13 protein-coding genes are annotated in these 16473 nt (G+C 58.8%); 4 read left to right on the plus strand and 9 right to left on the minus strand.

The annotated features are described in order from the left end of the window. Positions 1 to 158: 158 nt before the first annotated feature. Positions 159 to 1742: a peptide chain release factor 3 gene (locus ACYZT1_RS04445; protein ID WP_462017844.1), complete on the plus strand. Its 1584-nt coding sequence runs from the start codon at positions 159 to 161 to the stop codon at positions 1740 to 1742. Between the two features lie 356 nt (positions 1743 to 2098). Further along, entirely contained in the window at positions 2099 to 2317 is a 219-nt protein-coding gene (locus ACYZT1_RS04450; RefSeq protein WP_462017845.1) for a hypothetical protein, read from the plus strand. Positions 2318 to 2512: 195 nt separating this feature from the next. Here the strand turns inward: ACYZT1_RS04450 and ACYZT1_RS04455 are convergent, their stop codons facing one another. The 9 genes from ACYZT1_RS04455 to ACYZT1_RS04495 all read right to left on the minus strand — a co-directional run bounded on the left by ACYZT1_RS04455 (position 2513) and on the right by ACYZT1_RS04495 (position 14374). Beyond that, a complete protein-coding gene (locus tag ACYZT1_RS04455) occupies positions 2513 to 3493 on the minus strand; it encodes a peptide ABC transporter ATP-binding protein (RefSeq protein WP_462017846.1) in 981 nt (326 codons plus the stop codon). Next, positions 3493 to 4461 carry an ABC transporter ATP-binding protein gene (locus ACYZT1_RS04460; protein ID WP_150582163.1) on the minus strand — a complete coding sequence of 323 codons (969 nt, stop codon included), beginning with the start codon at positions 4459 to 4461 and terminating at the stop codon, positions 3493 to 3495. Before ACYZT1_RS04460 ends, ACYZT1_RS04455 begins: the two co-directional genes overlap by 1 nt. Before the next feature lie 12 nt (positions 4462 to 4473). After that, positions 4474 to 5397, minus strand: a complete 924-nt coding sequence (locus tag ACYZT1_RS04465; protein WP_462017847.1) for an ABC transporter permease subunit — start codon at positions 5395 to 5397, stop codon at positions 4474 to 4476. Between the two features lie 10 nt (positions 5398 to 5407). Next, the gene (locus ACYZT1_RS04470; RefSeq protein ID WP_462017848.1) at positions 5408 to 6418 is read right to left on the minus strand and encodes an ABC transporter permease subunit; all 1011 of its coding nucleotides are present in this window, start codon (positions 6416 to 6418) and stop codon (positions 5408 to 5410) included. 74 nt (positions 6419 to 6492) lie between these two features. Further along, positions 6493 to 8088 carry an ABC transporter substrate-binding protein gene (locus ACYZT1_RS04475; protein ID WP_462017849.1) on the minus strand — a complete coding sequence of 532 codons (1596 nt, stop codon included), beginning with the start codon at positions 8086 to 8088 and terminating at the stop codon, positions 6493 to 6495. 78 nt (positions 8089 to 8166) lie between these two features. Continuing rightward, the gene (locus ACYZT1_RS04480) at positions 8167 to 9585 is read right to left on the minus strand and encodes an OprD family porin (RefSeq protein ID WP_462017850.1); all 1419 of its coding nucleotides are present in this window, start codon (positions 9583 to 9585) and stop codon (positions 8167 to 8169) included. A 167-nt stretch (positions 9586 to 9752) separates the two neighbouring features. Next, the gene (locus ACYZT1_RS04485; RefSeq protein WP_462017851.1) at positions 9753 to 11354 is read right to left on the minus strand and encodes an ABC transporter substrate-binding protein; all 1602 of its coding nucleotides are present in this window, start codon (positions 11352 to 11354) and stop codon (positions 9753 to 9755) included. A gap of 303 nt (positions 11355 to 11657) precedes the next feature. Then, positions 11658 to 13283, minus strand: a complete 1626-nt coding sequence (locus ACYZT1_RS04490) for an ABC transporter substrate-binding protein (protein WP_462017852.1) — start codon at positions 13281 to 13283, stop codon at positions 11658 to 11660. 374 nt (positions 13284 to 13657) lie between these two features. Further along, a complete protein-coding gene (locus ACYZT1_RS04495) occupies positions 13658 to 14374 on the minus strand; it encodes an SIMPL domain-containing protein (RefSeq protein ID WP_462017853.1) in 717 nt (238 codons plus the stop codon). Between the two features lie 231 nt (positions 14375 to 14605). Here ACYZT1_RS04495 and ACYZT1_RS04500 point away from each other — a divergent pair, with 231 nt between their 5' ends. After that, on the plus strand, positions 14606 to 15868 hold the full coding sequence (locus ACYZT1_RS04500) for an ATP-binding protein (RefSeq protein ID WP_462017854.1): 1263 nt from the start codon (positions 14606 to 14608) through the stop codon (positions 15866 to 15868). Beyond that, complete coding sequence (locus ACYZT1_RS04505) at positions 15861 to 16421, plus strand: response regulator transcription factor (protein WP_007901386.1); 561 nt, start codon at positions 15861 to 15863, stop codon at positions 16419 to 16421. Before ACYZT1_RS04500 ends, ACYZT1_RS04505 begins: the two co-directional genes overlap by 8 nt. Positions 16422 to 16473: the final 52 nt, after the last annotated feature.

A 16473-nucleotide genomic window follows, 5' to 3' on the forward strand; every position in this document is an offset into this window, starting at 1 on the left:
GGCTGCGTCGGCTTGCGAAGCGACCCCTGCATGTCAACGCACAAGAAGGTCCTTCGGCCCTTAACGCAGCCTGCGTCAGCTGCTACACGGTGGTCTGTAGATCACTTTTCAAGCTATAATCGCCGCCCTTTTTTGAATCACCTGCCAGGCGATTTCCCATGACCAAACAGGCCGCCGAAGTCGCGAAACGCCGCACTTTCGCCATCATTTCCCACCCCGATGCCGGTAAAACCACCATCACCGAGAAGCTCTTGCTGATGGGCAAGGCGATTGCGGTTGCCGGCACGGTGAAGTCTCGCAAGTCCGACCGCCATGCCACCTCCGACTGGATGGAAATGGAAAAACAACGGGGTATTTCCATTACCACGTCGGTCATGCAGTTCCCGTATCGCGACCACATGATCAACCTGCTCGACACCCCGGGCCACGAAGACTTCTCCGAAGATACCTACCGCACCCTGACAGCGGTCGATTCGGCATTGATGGTCCTCGACGGCGGTAAGGGTGTAGAGCCGCGGACCATCGCCCTGATGGACGTTTGCCGCCTGCGCGACACGCCCATCGTCAGCTTCATCAACAAACTCGACCGCGACATCCGCGACCCGATCGAGCTGCTCGACGAAATTGAAGCCGTCCTGAAAATCAAGGCAGCGCCGATCACCTGGCCGATTGGCTGCTATCGCGACTTCAAGGGCGTTTACCACCTCGCCGACGACTACATCATCGTGTACACCGCCGGTCATGGCCACGAGCGTACCGACATCAAAATCATCGAGAAGCTGGATTCCGATGAAGCCCGCGCGCATTTGGGTGACGAGTACGATCGCTTTGTCGATCAGCTGGAACTGGTGCAGGGTGCCTGCCATGAATTCAACCAGCAGGAATTTCTCGACGGTCAATTGACCCCGGTATTCTTCGGTACTGCACTGGGCAACTTCGGCGTCGATCACGTGCTCGACGCCGTGGTCAATTGGGCGCCGAAACCGCTGGCCCGGGTTGCCAACGAGCGCACCGTAGAGCCGGTTGAAGAGAAATTCGCCGGCTTCGTGTTCAAGATCCAGGCGAACATGGACCCCAAACACCGCGACCGTATCGCCTTCATGCGAATCTGCTCCGGCAAGTACGAAAAAGGCATGAAGATGCGCCACGTGCGCACCGGCAAAGACGTGCGGATCGGCGATGCGCTGACGTTCTTCTCCTCCGAGCGTGAGCAGCTTGAAGAAGCGTTTGCCGGCGACATCATCGGCTTGCACAACCACGGCACCATTCAGATCGGCGACACTTTCACCGAAGGCGAAGTCCTTGGCTTCACCGGCATCCCGCACTTCGCCCCGGAACTGTTCCGTCGCGTGCGTCTGCGTGATCCGCTGAAATCCAAGCAACTGCGCCAAGGCTTGCAGCAACTGGCGGAAGAGGGCGCCACCCAGGTGTTCTTCCCGGAGCGCAGCAACGACATCATCCTCGGCGCCGTCGGTGTGTTGCAGTTCGACGTGGTCGCCAGTCGCTTGAAAGAGGAATACAAGGTCGAGTGCTCGTACGAGCCGATCACCGTGTATTCCGCACGCTGGATCGATTGCAGCGATAAGAAGAAGCTCGAAGAGTTCCAGATCAAAGCGGTGGAAAACCTCGCGGTCGACGGCGGCGGCCACCTGACCTACCTGGCCCCGACCCGGGTCAACCTGGCGCTGATGGAAGAGCGCTGGCCGGACGTGAAATTCCGTGCGACGCGCGAGCATCACTAAAAGCTGATTGGCTACACCGAAAACCCCGGTCGCGAAAGCACCGGGGTTTTTTCTGTCCGACAACCATCCACTTGTGGGTGCGAGCTTGCTCGCGATGCTCTCGAGTGCGCCGCATTTTTCTCGACAGCACGCGTTAACCTCCATCGCGAGCAGGCTCGCTTCCACAGGGGGCAGGTCGCATCAGGAAATCTGTTACTTGATCCGGCTATACGCGTTATTCCAAACGAGTCTGCCTGCGCGCGGCATTTCCGGCCCATCATTGCAGTCCTACTCTGACAACCCGAATCGATTGCAACCAGATTTCTTGCAGCGTCACGGCGTACGGGTTCGCTGCTGGCACGCAGGAGGGATCGGCTATGAATATGTTTGTACGGGGTGCGGTGTTGCTGAAGGTTTTGGTGTTGCTGGCGCTGGGTTCTTCGGCGGCTTGGGCGGAATGTCCGAATCACGACAAGCAGGCTTGGAATGGGCCAAGCACTTACAGCGAAATGATGATTGCCGCGACGACCACTGATACGGACGATGACAGTGGGGACGAGGACGACTCGATGGATGATGACGATAGTCAGACTTGATTCGCGGGCGAAAAGAAAAACCTCTGCTAACCCGGCTCATTCAAGGCCGGAGGAGAAGAGGTTTTGAACAGGACACCAATCCCTGTGGGAGCTGGCCTGCTAGCGATTTCGGTGTGTCAGGCGACATAGACGTCGGCTGGTGTATTGCTATCGCTAGCAGGCTAGCTCCTACAGTTTTTGTATGGGCCTCCAGTTTTACGCAGCGCCGTCCAAGAATTGCTCGGCGTAATGACACGCGACCTGACGACTGTCGACCAGACGCAGCAGCGGCTCTTCCGTGCTGCAACGTTCGGTCGCATACGGGCAGCGCTTGTGGAAGGCGCAGCCGGGTGGCGGGTTCAGCGGGTTGGGCAATTCGCCGACGATCTTGATTTTCGGTTTGTCCGGATCCGGGTGGATGGTCGGAGTTGCCGACAGCAGGGCCTGGGTGTACGGGTGCAGAGGACGGGTGTAGATGTCCTCTTTCGGACCCATTTCCACCGGGCGGCCGAGGTACATCACCATCACATGGTCGGCAACGTGACGCACCACCGCCAGGTTGTGCGAGATGAACACATAGGCGGTGTTGAATTCCTGCTGCAGATCCATGAACAGGTTCAGCACCTGTGCCTGAATCGACACGTCGAGCGCAGAGGTCGGTTCGTCCGCGACCAGCACTTTAGGCTGCAACATCATCGCGCGGGCCAGAGCGATCCGCTGGCGCTGACCGCCGGAGAACATGTGCGGGTAACGCTGATAGTGCTCAGGGCGCAAACCCACCTGCTTCATCATCGCCTGGACTTTCTCGCGACGTTCGCTGGCGCTCATGTTGGTGTTGATCAATAGAGGCTCTGCAAGCTGATCACCGACTTTCTGCCGAGGATTCAACGAGGCGTAAGGGCTCTGGAACACCATCTGCACGTCTTTGCGCAATTGTTTGCGCTGCGCCTTGTCGGCACCGGCCACTTCCTGCCCGGCGATTTTCAAAGAGCCGGAGGACGGTTCTTCGATCAGCGTGAGGGCACGGGCCAGGGTGGACTTGCCGCAACCGGATTCACCGACGACAGCCAACGTCTTGCCAGCTTCCAGTTCGAACGACACACCGTTGAGAGCGCGCACGGTCGCATGGCCCTTGAACAGGCCGCGGGACACTTCGTAGTGACGGGTCAGGTCGCGGGCGGTAAGTACGACGGCCATTACGCCACCTCCTGATTCAGCGGGTAGAAGCAGCGGGCGAGGCTGTTGCTTTTCGGGTCGAGGGCCGGGCGCTCGGTGCGGCAGTTTTCCCGTACGTACGGGCAGCGTGGCGACAGCAGGCAACCTTGCGGCCGGTCATAACGGCCGGGAACGATGCCCGGCAGCGTGGCCAGTCGCGATTCGCCCAGGCTGTGCTCCGGAATCGCCTTGAGCAGCGCTTCGCTGTAAGGATGCGCCGGAATGTCGAACAATTGTGGTACCTGACCGACTTCCACCGCTTGCCCGGCGTACATCACGCACACGCGCTGAGCGGTTTCGGCGACGACCGCGAGGTCGTGGGTAATCAGCACAAGGCCCATGTTCTGTTCTTTCTGCAACGCCAGCAGCAGGTCCATGATCTGTGCCTGAATTGTTACGTCCAGGGCCGTGGTCGGTTCGTCGGCGATCAGCAGTTTTGGCTCGCCGGCAATGGCCATGGCGATCGCGACACGCTGGCTCATGCCACCGGACAGTTGATGCGGGTACGCGTCCATACGGCTGGCCGCGCCCGGGATTTCAACTTTTTCCAGCAGTTCGATGGCGCGTTTACGCGCTTGCTTGCCCGACATTTTCAGGTGCAGACGCAGCACTTCTTCGATCTGGAAACCGACGGTGTAGCTGGGGTTCAGCGCGGTCATCGGGTCCTGAAAAACCATCGCCAGGTCCTTGCCGACGATTTGCCGACGCTGACGATTGCTCAGCTTGAGCATGTTCTTGCCGTCGAAATTCAACGCGTCGGCAGTGACAATCCCCGGATGTTCGATCAGGCCCATCAGCGCCATCATGGTCACGGATTTACCGGAACCCGATTCGCCAACGATGGCCAGCACTTCGCCCTTGTCCACGGAGATATCCAGCCCGTCGACCACCGGCACGGCGTTCTTGTCGCCAAAGCGAACGTTGAGATTCTTGATTTCCAACAGTGACATTTATGAATCTCCTCAGGCGGCGTTCTTGAGTTTCGGGTCCAGCGCATCGCGCAGGCCGTCACCCATCAAGTTGATTGCCAGCACGCTGAGCAATATGGTCAAACCAGGCAGACTGACGACCCACCAGGCGCGTTCGATGTAGTCGCGAGCCGAAGCCAGCATGGTGCCCCATTCAGGCGTTGGCGGTTGTACGCCAAGGCCGAGGAAGCCCAGTGCCGCGGCATCGAGAATTGCCGAGGAGAAGCTCAAGGTCGCCTGAACGATCAACGGCGCCATGCAATTGGGCAGCACGGTGATGAACATCAGGCGGGGCAGACCGGCACCGGCCAGGCGAGCGGCGGTCACGTAGTCGCGGTTCAGTTCGCCCATCACCGCAGCGCGGGTTAGACGCACATACGACGGCAGCGAGACCACGGCGATGGCGATCACGGTGTTGATCAGGCCAGGACCGAGGATGGCGACAATTGCCACGGCCAGCAGCAGCGATGGCAGCGCCAGCATGATGTCCATCAGACGCATGATGGTCGGCCCGAGCAGGCGCGGGAAGAAACCGGCGAACAGCCCCAGAAGGATGCCCGGGATCAGCGACATCACCACCGACGACAAACCGATCAGCAGCGACAGCCGCGAACCTTCGATCAAGCGCGACAGCAGGTCGCGCCCCAGTTCATCGGTGCCGAGCAGGAACTGGATCTGTCCGCCTTCCAGCCACGATGGCGGGGTCAGCAGGAAGTCGCGGTATTGCTCGCTCGGGTCATGCGGTGCGACCCATGGGGCGAAGATCGCGCAGAAGACGATCAGGATCATGAACATCAGGCCGGCAACGGCGCCTTTGTTCCTGGAGAAGGCGTGCCAGAATTCTTTGTACGGGGACGGGTACAGCAGGCTTTGATCGACTGTTACCGCTTGATTTGGGGTTGAAGCTTCAGTGGTCATGGTCATGATCTCAGCGCTGATGACGGATGCGTGGGTTGGCAAAACCGTAGAGGATGTCCACTACGAAGTTGACCAGAATCACCAGGCAGGCGATTAGCAGGATGCCGTTTTGCACCACGGGATAATCCCGCGCGCCGATGGCTTCGATCAGCCATTTGCCGATGCCGGGCCACGAGAAAATGGTTTCGGTCAGCACCGCACCGGCCAGCAGCGTACCGACCTGCAGGCCGACCACGGTCAGTACCGGAATCAGCGCGTTGCGCAAACCGTGCACGAACACCACGCGCGAAGGCGACAGGCCTTTGGCGCGGGCCGTGCGGATGTAGTCTTCGCGCAGCACTTCGAGCATCGAAGAACGGGTCATCCGCGCGATCACTGCCAGCGGAATGGTACCGAGCACGATGGCCGGGAGGATCAAGTGATGCAGGGCATCGAGGAACGCACCCGGCTCATCGGCCAGCAGCGTGTCGATCAGCATGAAACCGGTGCGCGGCTCGATGTCGTAGAGCAGGTCGATCCGCCCGGACACCGGGGTCCAGCCCAGGGACACAGAGAAGAACATGATCAGGATCAGGCCCCACCAGAAGATCGGCATCGAATATCCCGCCAGGGAGATGCCCATCACCCCATGGTCGAACAGGGACCCTCGCTTGAGTGCCGCGATCACTCCGGCCAACAGGCCGAGAATGCCGGCGAACAGCAGCGCGGCCAGGGACAGTTCCAGGGTCGCGGGGAATAGAGAACTGAATTCGTTCCAGACGCTTTCACGGGTGCGCAGGGACTCGCCAAGATCGCCGTGAGCCAGTTTGCCAATGTAATCCAGGTATTGGGCATACAACGGTTTGTTGAGACCTAGGCGTTCCATTGCCTGAGCATGCATTTCGGGATCGACCCGACGTTCGCCCATCATCACTTCCACGGGGTCGCCCGGAATCATGCGAATCAACGCGAAAGTCAGCAAGGTGATGCCGAAGAACGTGGGGATCAATAACCCCAGTCGGCGGGCAATAAAACTAAACATCGTGTGGTGTACCTCATCAGCCGGTTAGGCGTGCCTGGCGTCCCTGAAGTCAGAGACGCCGGGAGTTTTCTTATCTACTTCACCTGGGTGGTGGCGAAGTTATTAGTGGTGAGCGGGCTGATTTGATAGCCCTCTACGTTGTTGCGCATTGCGGTGAACATTCTAGTGTGTGCGAGGCTGATCCACGGTTGATCCTGATTAAAAATAACCTGGGCCTGCTCGTAGAGCGCTGCACGTTCTGCCGGATCGACCTTGGCGCGGGCCTGATCGAGCAAGGCTTGAAATTTGTCATTGCACCAGCGCGCGTAGTTTTCGCCGTTCTTCGCCGCTTCGCAACTGAGCATAGGCGTCAGGAAGTTATCCGGGTCGCCGTTATCGCCCGCCCATCCGGCAGATACCATGTCGTGTTCGCCGTTCTTCGCGCGCTTGAGCATCTCGCCCCATTCCATCACGCGGATGTCGATTTTGATGCCGACCTTGGCGAGGTCGGCCTGCATCATTTGCGCGCCGAGCATCGGGTTCGGGTTGGTGGGACCGCCGCCGTTGCGGGTGAACAGGGTAAACACCGTGCCTTCCGGGACGCCGGCTTCTTTCAACAGGGCGCGGGCCTTGTCCAGGTCGCGAGGCGGGTTCTTCAGGCCGTGATTGTAGCCGAGCAGGGTGTCCGGGTATGGATTGACCGCCACGGTGGCATTGCCTTTGCCAAACAGGGTGTTGACCGCCGCTTCCTTGTCGAAGGCGATGTCGATGGCTTTACGCACTCGCACGTCACTCAAGTATTTGTGCGTGGTGTTCATGGCGATGTACGCGACGGTCATCGCGTTCATTTCATCGACTTTCAGGTTGCTGTCTTTCTTGATGCTCGGGATGTCATCAGGTTTTGGATACAACGCCACCTGGCACTCATTGGCCTTGAGCTTTTGCAGGCGAACGTTGTTGTCGGTGGCGATCGCCAGGATCAGCGCTTCAGCCGGTGGCTTGCCGCGGAAATATTCCGGGTTGGCCTTGAAGCGTACCTGGGCGTCTTTGTTATAGCGCTGGAAAATGAACGGGCCGGTGCCAACCGGTTTGTTGTTCAGGTCACCGGTCTTGCCGGCCTTGAGCAATTGGTCGGCGTATTCAGCGGAGTAGATCGACGAGAACGCCATGGCGATGTCGGCCAGGAAAGGCGCTTCGCGGCGGGTCAGGGTGAACTTGACGGTGTTGTCGTCAGCCTTCTCGACGCTTTTGAGCAGTTCCTTGAAACCCATGCTTTCAAAGTACGGGAAGCCTACGCTCGACAGTTTGTGCCACGGGTGAGTCGGGTCCAGCTGACGCTGGAAACTCCAGACCACATCGTCGGCGTTCATGTCGCGGGTCGGTTTGAAATATTCGGTGGTGTGAAACTTGACGCCTTTGCGCAAATGGAACGTGTAAGTCAGCCCGTCTTCACTGATGTCCCAGGAATCGGCCAGCGCCGGAATCACGTCCGTGGTGCCCGGCTTGAAGTCGGCCAGACGGTTGAAGATGGTCTCGGCCACAGCGTCAGCAGTGACTGCAGTCGTGTACTGGACCATGTCGAAGCCTTCCGGGCTGGCTTCGGTGCAAACCACCAGCGGTTTGGCCGAGACGCCGACTGCCACACTCAGCAATGCGGCCGCGATGGCTGCACGTAGGGGAAGCATTTTCATCAGGAATCCTCTGCAATCGGTTGAAGGACAAATGCCGAACGGCCGATTCATCACTGAATCCGCCGTTCGGCCGATGTTTTACAGAATGTTGAACGGGATGGTGGTTACGAGACGGAACTCGTTGAGGCTGCCATCCAGCTGGTTTTCGCTGGCGCGGTGAGCGGTGTACGTGGCGCGGATTGCGGTGGCCTTGAGCGGACCGCTTTGCACGGCATACGATGCACCGATGCCGTATTCATAGTGATGCTCGCCGTCCATCGAGGTCACGCTGTCGTAAGCGCCGCCCTTGTAGTGAGTGCCGTCGATACCCCAGCCGCGAGCCTGATAGATGTTGAACTTCAGGCCCGGCACGCCGTATTCGGCCATGTTCAGGCCGTAGGCGATCTGGAAGGATTTCTCGTTCGGGCCGTTGAAGTCCGACAGCAGGGAGTTGGCCAGGTAGATACCGTTGGTTTCGTGCAGGTAGTCGAAGTACTCGTTACCGTTCACTGCCTGGTACGAGAAGGTCAGACTGTGGGCCTGGTGAGTCAAACCCAACGACAGCGAGAAGGTGTCGTTGTCGATGTCGCCCAGCACCGCTTTGCCTTCATCGACGGTTTTGTAGTAGTTCAAGCCGGTGGTCAGGCTCAGAGTCGAGCTGTCGCCCAAGACGTGGGAGGCACCGAAGTAATACTGATTCCACATGTCTTCAGCCTGGGTGCCCCAGAGGCTGGTGGTCAGGCTCGAGAACGGCTGATAAGTGATGCCGGCAGTATTTACGCGATCGATCTCAATGATTTCGTCGGCGTATTCGGCGCGGAATTTACGCAGGCTTTGTTCGGTACGTGGCGAGTTTTTATCGAAAGTCGCCAGGTCGAAGGTCAGGTTTTCCAGCTCTTCGCTGTGCAGGCTGACGCCCTGAAAGCTCGAAGGCAGTGGACGGTTGCCGATGACGTCGACCATCGGGCTGCTGAAATTCTGGCGACCGGCAGTCAATGTGGTGTTGGAAAAACGTGCCTTGATGTTGGCCAGGCCCAGCTTGCTCCATTGATCAACTGCGTCACCGCCGTTTTCCGTCAGCGTACGGTTGTTGCCGGGGCGTGCGCGCCCAGGCTCAGGTGCTCCGCCATTACCGGATGCCAGGTCCTTGCGGTCACGGTCCAGCGCGATAGCGTTGTAGGCCGCCACCTCAGTGCTGAAGCCTACGGTGCCTTCGGTGAAGCCCGAGTTGTACTTGATGATGGTGCCTTGTACCCAGTTGATACGACGGTCCGTTTCTTTCAGTACGCCGTCGTCCCTGTAACGAAGCCTTGCGCCGCGCTTGAAATGCTCATTGGCATACCAGTTACGCGTGGAGCCGGTGACCGACTGCCCCTCGACAAAACCGGTGGCTTCGCTTTGAGCGCTCTTTTCCTTGACCGTCACCGGGGTGAAAGCCTGACTTTGGGTTTCTGCGTACGCCGTGGCGGTAACGCTGCTGATGGCCAGGGCCAATAACGCGGTGCTGCTCAGTTTCATGGGTGAAGCTCCTTGGTTTCTTTTTTTATTTGCCGGTCTTTTGGGTGATCCGGCTTTTGGTGTGGAACTCTTCAGGCATCGCAAACGTTTGCTCAGTGCCAAACCGGCAAACTGCGGCAATACGCTTGCTTGGGGGCGCAGTGCGCCCCCGGCGTTTCAACTCACGGTTATTTTTCCAGGCTGACACCCGAGAACACGTTGCGGCCGAAAGGACTCACTTTGAATCCTTCGATTTTGGCGCTCAACGGCTGGTTTACCGTTGAGTGCGCGACCGGTGTGATCGGTACCTGCTGCTTGAGGTACTGTTGCGCCTGTTTGTAAAGCACGGTGCGCTGGTCACGGTCGGTGACGACCTTGGCCTGTTTGATCAACTTGTCGTAAGCGGGATCGCACCACATGGAGTAGTTGTTGCCGCCAATGGCGTCGCAGCTGTACAGCGTGCCGAGCCAGTTGTCCGGGTCCCCGTTGTCACCGGTCCAGCCAATCAGGCTGATGTCGTGCTCGCCGTTCTTGGTGCGCTTGATGTACTCGCCCCATTCGTAGCTGACGATCTTCACCTTGAGGCCGATTTTCGCCCAGTCCGCCTGAAGCATCTCGGCCATCAACTTGGCGTTCGGGTTGTACGGCCGTTGCACCGGCATCGCCCAGAGCGTGATCTCGGTGCCTTCCTTTACGCCGGCAGCCTTGAGCAATTCCTTGGCTTTTTCCGGGTTGTAGGCAGCGTCCTTGATGGTCTCGTCATAGGACCATTGCGTCGGCGGCATGGCGTTGACGGCCAGTTGACCGGCGCCTTGGTAAACAGCATTGAGAATGCCTTGCTTGTTCACTGCCATGTCCAGCGCCTGCCGCACTTCAAGCTGATCGAACGGCTTGTGACGCACGTTGTAGGCGATGTAGCCGAGATTGAAGCCAGGCTTTTCGATTAGTTTAAGTTTGCTGTCGTTTTTCAACGCAGTGATGTCGGCGGGGCGCGGGTGCAGCGTGATCTGGCACTCATTGGCCTTGAGTTTCTGCACCCGCACCGAAGCGTCGGTATTGATCGCGAAAATCAGGTTGTCGAGTTTGACCCGGCTCGGGTCCCAGTACTGCTTGTTGCCCGTATAACGGATGTTGGAGTCTTTCTGGTAGCTCTTGAACACGAACGGGCCAGTGCCGATCGGCTTCTGGTTGATGTCGCTCGGTTTCCCTTCGGCCAGCAACTTGTCGGCGTATTCGGCGGACAGGATGGCGGCGAAGCTCATGGCGATGTTCTGGATAAACGCCGCGTCAACGTTGTTTAGCGTCATGACCACCGTCAGCGGTCCGGTTTTTTCGACCTTGGCAATGTTCTTGTTCAGGCTCATCCCGTTGAAATACGGGAACTCGGTCGGATAAGCCTTACGGAACGGTTGTTGCGGATCGAGCATGCGGTTAAACGTAAACAGCACGTCATCGGCGTTGAAATCACGGGTCGGCGTGAAGTACTTCGTCGTATGAAATTTCACACCTTCGCGCAAATGAAACGTGTATTTGAGGCCGTCCTCGGAAATGTCCCAGCTTGTCGCCAGGCCGGGCACGACGTTGGTCGCGCCTTTTTCAAACTCGGCCAGGCGGTTGTACAACGGCTCGGCGGCGTCGTTATCGGTCGCGGTGGTGTATTGCGCGGTGTCGAAGCCTGCCGGGCTGCCTTCGGAGCAGAATACCAGGCTGTTGTTGGCGGCCTGGCTGAACGAACTGGCGGCCAGCAGGCCGGTGCCCAGCAGTGTGGAGAAAACCAAGGAATGGCGCATGTCGCTCCCTTATTCCGTGTTGTGACAATGTGCTGGCGTCCCGTTCGAAGACGAGGTCCGGCACCATTGATGTCAAGCCATGCCGCGCAGCGAAAGAACCGAGAATCCACACATGCACTGGTCAGATCCCGACGGTATGAACCGTGGGTCCGGCAGTAAATGGGAAAGGTCCGAAGAGCTTGTGGGAAAAAGCGACACGTCCTAAAGCCGGGTTGACTGCTCGGCGAATTGGACGTAGGTGCATTCCTACATTCTCGATAGAAAAAACAACGGCGACGTCATGAACGTCGCCGTTGCCGCTTCTTACTTGCTGACGCTGACGCCGTAGAAGGAGTTCAAGCCAAACGGGCTGATCTTGAAGTCCTGCACATTGTTGCGCATGGGCTGGAACACCGTCGAGTGGGCGATTGGTGTCATCGGAACAGCGTCCTTGAGGACGTGTTGCGCCTGCTTGTACAGTTCAGTGCGTTTGCCCTGATCCGAAGTGCGCTTGGCTTGTTTAACGATGTCGTCAAACTGCTTGTCGCACCATTTGGAGAAGTTGTTGCCTTCCAGCGAGTCGCAGCCAAACAGCACGTTGAGCCAGTTGTCCGGGTCACCGTTGTCGCCGCTCCAGCCAATCAACATCGCGCCGTTTTCGCCGCCCTTGGAGCGCTTGATGTACTCGCCCCATTCGTAGGTCACGATCTTGGCCTTGATGCCAACCTTGGCCCAATCGGACTGCAGCATTTCAGCCATCAGTTTGGCGTTCGGGTTGTAGGGACGCTGAACCGGCATCGCCCACAGGTTGATCTCGGTGCCTTCCTTGATGCCGGCTTCCTTGAGCAGCTCTTTGGCTTTTTCGGGGTTGTACGGCGTGTCTTTGATAGTGGTGTCGTAAGACCACTGGGTTGGCGGCATGGCGTTGACCGCCAGTTGACCGGCGCCCTGATAGACCGAGTCGATGATCTGCTGCTTGTTGACGGCCATGTCCAGTGCCTGACGCACTTTCAGTTGGGCCATCGGGTTTGGCTGATCACTGCCCTTGATCTTGTCCATTACGTTGTAGGCGATGTAACCCAGGTTGAAACCGGCCTGTTCAGGCAGCTTCAGGGTTTTGTCTTCGCGCAGTGCCTTGAGGTCGGCCGGACGCGGGAACAGGGTGACCTGGCACTCGTTCTTTTTCAGCTTCTGGATGCGCACCGACGGATCGGTGGTGATGGCGAAGATCAGGTTGTCGATCTTGACGTCGTCAGGCTGCCAGTAGTCCTTGTTGCCGGTGTAACGGATGTTGGAATCTTTCTGGTAGCTTTTGAACACGAACGGACCCGTGCCGACCGGCTTCTGGTTGATGTCCGCAGGCTTGCCGTCCTTGAGCAGCTGGGCAGCGTACTCGGCAGATTGCAGCGAAGCGAAACTCATGGCCATGTTCTGGATGAACGCGGCGTCGACGTCTTTTAGCGTGAACTTGACGGTGTGGTCGTCGACTTTTTCGATCTTGGTGATGTTGGTGTCCATCCCCATATCGGTGAAGTACGGGAATTCGGTCGGGTACGCTTTGCGGAACGGGTCATCCTTGTTAATCATGCGATTAAAGGTGAACAGCACGTCGTCGGCGTTGAATTCGCGCGTTGGCTTGAAGTACGGGGTGGTGTGGAACTTGACGCCTTCACGCAGGTGGAAGGTGTAAGTCAGGCCATCGTCTGAAATGTCCCACTTGGTCGCCAGGCCAGGAATCACGGCGGTGCCGCCGCGCTCGAACTGGGTCAGGCGGTTGAACATGGTTTCTGCAGAGGCGTCGAAGTCGGTTCCGGTGGTGTACTGACCAGGATCGAAACCGGCCGGGCTCCCTTCGGAGCAGAACACCAGGTTAGTCGCCGCTTGGGCGAAAGGTGCGCTGGCTAACAAGCTCGCGCCGACTAAAAACGGAATGACCGCGTGTTTAAGCATGGTGGCCTCATGATTTGTTGTCATTTTTGGAATTTGAGGACGACCTCGTGAGTCGTGCCTGCGGATACTTATGCAGGGGCCATACCCAATGCAAGATCCAGAGCGACGACGGGCCTTAAACGGTGGCACGCACGTACCTTAATGTCGCATATCTGTAAATATTGGCGCATTTGACCGTTTGCGCGGGTTTTTTTCGGTGCAACCTGTGCGCCTCAGAGGAGCAACCGGGCGGGTGTGTGCACCGGGTTGGCGCGGGGTGTTACTTATATATACCCTGCCGGGATCGGTTTTTACCCTGTTCATTGTGGTGACTTGTTCATAAAAAAACGGCGATCACTGCGGTGATCGCCGTTCTTTCATACGGGGTCATGAAATCAAGGCATCACGACTTCTATCGCGCCATCGGCGGTCATGCTGACCTGGCTGGTGCCCGCTTCTACCTCCGGGGTGACCGCTGCCGCATCCAGGCTGGCCGCTTTCATCATTATCGGCCCGCGCAGGTACGGTTGTGGATAACCATTGCTGTTGAGGTTCAGGTTGACGATTTTGTAGCTTGTGCCGCCGAGTGCGTCGGTGGCCAGCTGCGCACGGGCCTTAAAGGCGCTGACGGCTTCTTTGAGCAGAGCGTCTTCGCTGGCTTTGCGTGTCGGCGTGGCGATGGCGAAGTCCATGCCGCCCATTTTCAGGTCCGTCAGCAGTTCGCCGGTCAGTTTCGACAGGGCGGCGAAGTCGGAGCTTTCCAGGCGCAATTCGGCGCGCTCGCGCCAGCCGGTGATCTTCTGGCCTTTGGTGTCGTAGATCGGGTAACTGTTGCGGCTGCCCTGGCGCAGGGTGATGTCTTTGACTTGCTTGGCCTGGGCCAAGGCTTTGTTCATGGTGGTGCTGACGTCGGCCGCGAGCTTGGCGGGGTCAGTGTTTTGCTCTTCGGTGTAAAGCGTGACGATCATCAGGTCGCGGGCGACTTCCTGACTGACTTCGGCGCGCAGGGAGATCTGGTTGTAATGAAGTTGATCGACGGCCAGGGCCGGGAGGCTGGCGACGGTGCCAGCGCTGAGTGCAAGAAGGGCGGCGCTGCGGCGGAAACTGTGCATGGAAACTCCTTGGACATTGCGCAGGGGTAAGGTCCGAACCTGCGTCAAAACCATCAGACTGTAGGCGGCAGCGGCAAGTTGCAAGCTGCAAGTTGCAAGCTTTTAACTTGAGGCTTGCAGCTTGAAACTCGTCGCTGCTCCTCTGTGTCCTTTTGCCGCACTTCTGCCTGCCAGCCCCCGCGCTTGGTTATACTCCCTGCGATCCGCCTGGAGCGCTCATCAGGAGAGCTCATGCTCGCCCCCGTTCAAATCACTTCCGCGACTCGTCAGAACCTCTGGCGCCTGACCTTCATCCGCACGCTGGTGCTGGCCGCTCAGGCCGGTTCGGTGGGGCTGGCTTACTGGTTCGATTTGCTGCCGTTGCCCTGGTTTCAACTGGCCGCCACCCTCGGCTGTTCGATGCTGTTGTGCGCGTTCACCGCGATTCGCCTGCGCACCAGCTGGCCGGTCACCGAGCTCGAATACGCCGTGCAACTGGCCTGTGATCTGTTTATCCACAGCGCCTTGCTGTATTTCTCCGGTGGTTCTACCAACCCGTTCGTCTCTTATTACCTGGTGCCGCTGACGATCGCTGCGGTGACGCTGCCCTGGCGTTATTCGGTGATCCTTTCGGGCATTGCCCTGACGATGTACACCTTGTTGCTGGCGCGCTTTTACCCCCTGCAAACCTTTCCGATCGCCCGGGAAAACCTGCAGGTCTACGGCATGTGGTTGAGTTTCGCCCTGGCCGCAGCGGTGATCACCTTCTTCGCGGCACGCATGGCTGAAGAGCTGCGCCGGCAGGAAGAACTGCGCGCCATTCGTCGTGAGGAGGGCCTGCGCGATCAGCAATTGCTGGCCGTCGCGACCCAGGCCGCTGGCGCCGCCCATGAATTGGGCACGCCGCTGGCGACCATGAGCGTACTGCTCAAAGAGATGCGTCAGGATCACCACGATCCGCTGTTGCAGGACGACCTGAGCGTGCTGCAGGACCAGGTCAAACTGTGCAAGGAAACCTTGCAGCAACTGGTGCGCGCCGCCGAGGCCAATCGTCGTCTGGCCGTGGAAATGCAGGACGTCACCGACTGGCTCGACGAAGCACTGAACCGCTGGCATTTGATGCGCCCGGAAGCCAGCTACCGCTTCCAGCGCCTCGGTCAGGGCGCCGTGCCGCGCATGGCCCCGCCGCCGGACCTGACCCAGGCCCTGTTGAATCTACTTAATAACGCCGCCGACGCCTGTCCCGACGGGTTGCAAGTGACGCTGGACTGGAATGCCGAAGACTTGACCATCAGCATTCGCGACCACGGCGCCGGCGTGCCATTGGCCATTGCCGAACAGATCGGCAAGCCGTTTTTTACCACCAAGGGCAAAGGTTTCGGCCTGGGCCTGTTTTTGAGCAAAGCCAGCGTGACACGCGCGGGCGGCTCAGTAAAACTCTACAGTCATGAGGAAGGCGGCACGCTCACCGAGCTGCGCCTGCCCCGTGTCGCCCGAGGAGACGAACATGAGTGACGAGATCCAAGTCGAAGGTGAAGAACTGCCGCACTTGCTGCTGGTAGATGACGACGCCACGTTCACCCGCGTGATGGCCCGCGCCATGGCCCGTCGTGGTTTTCGCGTGAGCACCGCCGGTTCCGCCGAAGAAGGCCTGACCATCGCCCAGGCTGACATCCCGGATTACGCCGCCCTCGACCTGAAAATGGACGGTGATTCGGGCCTGGTGCTGTTGCCGAAACTGCTCGAACTCGATCCGGAAATGCGCGTAGTGATCCTCACCGGTTATTCGAGCATTGCGACCGCCGTCGAGGCAATCAAGCGTGGCGCCTGCAATTATCTGTGCAAACCGGCGGATGCCGATGACGTGTTGGCCGCGTTGCTCTCCGAACACGCCGACCTCGACACCCTGGTGCCGGAAAACCCGATGTCGGTGGACCGCCTGCAGTGGGAACACATCCAGCGCGTATTGACCGAACACGAAGGCAATATCTCGGCCACCGCCCGGGCCTTGGGCATGCACCGTCGTACCCTGCAGCGCAAACTGCAGAAGCGCCCGGTCCGTCGCTGAACCTGCGCTGAACGAATGCCCGCCAGGCCTCGCGACCAACCGAACCGATCAT

The sequence above is a fragment of the Pseudomonas sp. PB3P13 genome, from assembly GCF_054897735.1.